The organism is Bacteroidia bacterium, assembly GCA_023228875.1.
In the GTDB taxonomy this organism is placed as follows: domain Bacteria; phylum Bacteroidota; class Bacteroidia; order NS11-12g; family UBA955; genus JALOAG01.
In genome coordinates this window covers 1-3,091 of record JALOAG010000061.1, presented here as the reverse complement: position 1 = coordinate 3,091, position 3,091 = coordinate 1, and the positions used below count along the sequence as shown (strand labels likewise).

The window sequence follows — 3,091 nt, the reverse complement described above, 5'->3', positions numbered from 1 at the left end:
GCTTATCTGCGGGAAGTTTATTACGCCGAACAAGATCCTTGCCTGGATTGACTGTGTATTGAGCAATGTTGGATGCAATGCTTTTAACAGCAGATGAAAATAGTGATTTGATTTTTTCGTGTAACATAAGTTTGTGCCTCCTTGAATTAAAGTAAAATACCTTCTTAATTCAAGGGCCACACTCGCTTTAGCGAGTGTGGCCGCATAATTTTGAATTTTTGTCAAGTGCTAATTTAGATTTTTATAAAAAAAATTTGAGAAAAAAAGTGGTTAGACCCCTCATTAAAAAGAATCTAACCGTATGTTATTACGTGCTAACTAAATGACATTGCCTGTGAACTGTAACCTAAAGTAATAAAATGATATTCCCTCCGCTTCATATTTTCCTTGACCCGAACAAATGTTTGATATATAATTTTGATATAAGATGTGTTAAAATTATTTTATTAGGATGTGATGTGGTTGGAGCATCTATGGTTAAGGGAATCACAAGATACATACGAAGTTTTAAACAAAAAACACGATAAAGGGTATCTGCGACTTGAAAGCTAAGTTAGAGGCTGTCTAAGTTCGGAAGAACTTTTGGACTATCCTCACCATTTGGGATAATACTACCAATGGGTGCACTACTGGCAACAATAGGGTATCAAGCTATTGTGACAAAGCAACAAAACAGGGTAATCTTAACTCTGTGAGTTGCAAGTATAAATATTGTGCTATGAACAGACTAATCAAACCACCGTAAGGCTCGTTATGTCGAACAAGCGAAATAAGGTTGATACGCTTGAACCAAAACGGTAAAGGGAACGTACACAATGTTTGTATCCGCAGGGTGTAAAAATGGTCAAAGCTTCCCTCGGGCTATAGGTGGGTTCTAAGGCATGTTGAATTGGCTCTAATTTAGAACAAGGTAAGCCCTATGTATGTCATATAGACAATGCAGAGGGTATAGGAGGATGCAAAAAGCGAAAGATTCTCTGTAATGGAGGATATAGCTCAAATGAGTAGTCCGAAAGGGTGCTGACTTGCATCATGGTCTCTATTTGCAAGAAAGAAAGTGTTTTATGAATAAGGGAGAATGTGAATACTGTTGAATAAACGGACTGCGAACTTAGACGGAAAACAACCTGCAAACTCCTGGAGGGAAATCAACTGGGAAAGAGCAGGGCGATATGTTAATAAAATACAATCAAGGATTGCAAAAGCCACTCAAAGAGGAAACATGAAATTGGTCCGTGAGTTACAAAGAATGCTAATACATTCATACTATGCAAAACTGTTGGCGGTTAAAAAAGTAACTACCAATAAAGGCAAGAAAACTCCAGGAATAGACAACATTAAGTGGGAAACAGATGAAAGCAAGTTCGAAGGTATAGAATCACTCAATAGTAATAACTCATACACACCCAAACCATTGAGAAGGGTCCATATAAAGAAAGCAAATGGGAAATTAAGACCATTGGGAATACCTACTATGAAGGACAGGGCAATGCAAACATTGCATGTTAAAGCATTAGACCCAGTAATCGAAACTACAGCGGACAGAAATTCGTATGGATTTCGAAAAGGTAGAAGTTGTGCAGACGCAAGAGAACAAATATTCATAATTCTATCACGAAGGAACTGCGCCCAATGGATTCTTGAAGGAGATATAAAAGGCTGTTTTGACAATATATCACACCAGTGGCTTTTGGATAACATACCTATGGACAAACAAATACTTGAGAAATTTCTTAAATCAGGTTATGTACTTAACAAGAAGTTGTTTCCAACAAAGGCTGGAACACCCCAAGGTGGTGCAATAAGTGCATGTTTATCGAATGCGGTATTAGATGGACTGGAAAAACACATTCAAAGCACATTTGGAATAAGATACTGTCCAGAAGCAAAGTGCAGGAAAAGCCGAAAGGTAAACTTCATTAGATATGCTGACGATTTTATTGTAACAGCCGATAATAAAGAAACAATAGAGAAAATAAAAGATATGGTTAAGAAATACCTGATTGAAAGAGGTTTGGAGCTATCTGATGAAAAAACACTCATTACTAACATTCAAGAAGGATTTGATTTTTTAGGATGGAACATAAAGAAATATAAACACAAGCTAATAATTAAACCATCCAATAAATCAGTACAACGAATTGTCAGAAGGTTAAGTGATGTTATTAAAGAAAATAAAGCATCATCCCAAGATTCTCTGATATTAAAACTCAATCAAATAATTACAGGATGGAGTAACTACCATCAAATATCTGTGTCTAAACGTGTATTTCAGAAGATTGATTCCTTAATATTTCAGATGCTATGGAAATGGGCTACAAGGAGACATCCAAACAAAGGCAAGAAGTGGATAAAGGAACGATACTGGAAGATTGAGAACAACAGAAAATGGGTGTTCAAGGATACGGCAAAGTTAAAACTAATGAGTGATAAGAAAATTATAAGGCATATCCCACTTAAAACATCGCAAAACCCATACATTGATGTAGAATATTTCGCAAAAAGAAAATTCACGTTAGGAGCAAGGAAACTATCAGGAACACTAAAGCAAGTATGGAAGAACCAAAAGGGAAAATGCGGAATTTGCGGTACAATGATGGATATTGCAGAGGAGAGAGACATCATTAAAAAACCTGGCACAGAAAACATAGAATGGAAACCTAGCAATATAATTATGACACATAAGTGGTGTAACTCGTACACACCAATAGAAAAATGAACTTGAAGTGGTTGGCATTTCTCAAACCAGAGAATGCTTTTAGAGGCTTGAGCCGTATGAAAGGAAACTTTCACGTACGGTTCTTAGACGGGAAAGAGGAAGCAATTCCTCCTACCTAGTCGGCAAATATTTATTATCAGCAAAAAAAATATTTGTTGAGCTATTGAGAAGTTTTGTGAAACAAGGTTGGGTTGAAAAGATTGAAGAGAGCAATATAACAAGGGTAGATAAGTCTTTTATACTGCAGGATTTCAAAGATAAGGAAGCTGACCTTGTTTATTGGGTAAAGTTAAGTGAGCAGGATGTTATCTTTTATGTATTAATGGAAATGCAGTCCACAGTCGACTTTCAAATGCCATACCGACTGCTTGT

The 3,091-nt window shown here is 36.4% G+C and carries 2 protein-coding genes; both read left to right on the top strand.

From position 1 onward, the window contains the following. Nucleotides 1–1,090: 1,090 nt before the first annotated feature. The gene (ltrA, locus tag M0R38_13250; GenBank protein ID MCK9482702.1) at nt 1,091–2,719 is read left to right on the top strand and encodes a group II intron reverse transcriptase/maturase; all 1,629 of its coding nucleotides are present in this window, start codon (nt 1,091–1,093) and stop codon (nt 2,717–2,719) included. Nucleotides 2,720–2,894: 175 nt separating this feature from the next. After that, nucleotides 2,895–3,091, top strand: a 197-nt coding sequence (locus M0R38_13245; GenBank protein MCK9482701.1) for an Rpn family recombination-promoting nuclease/putative transposase, incomplete at its 3' end; no start/stop codon positions are given.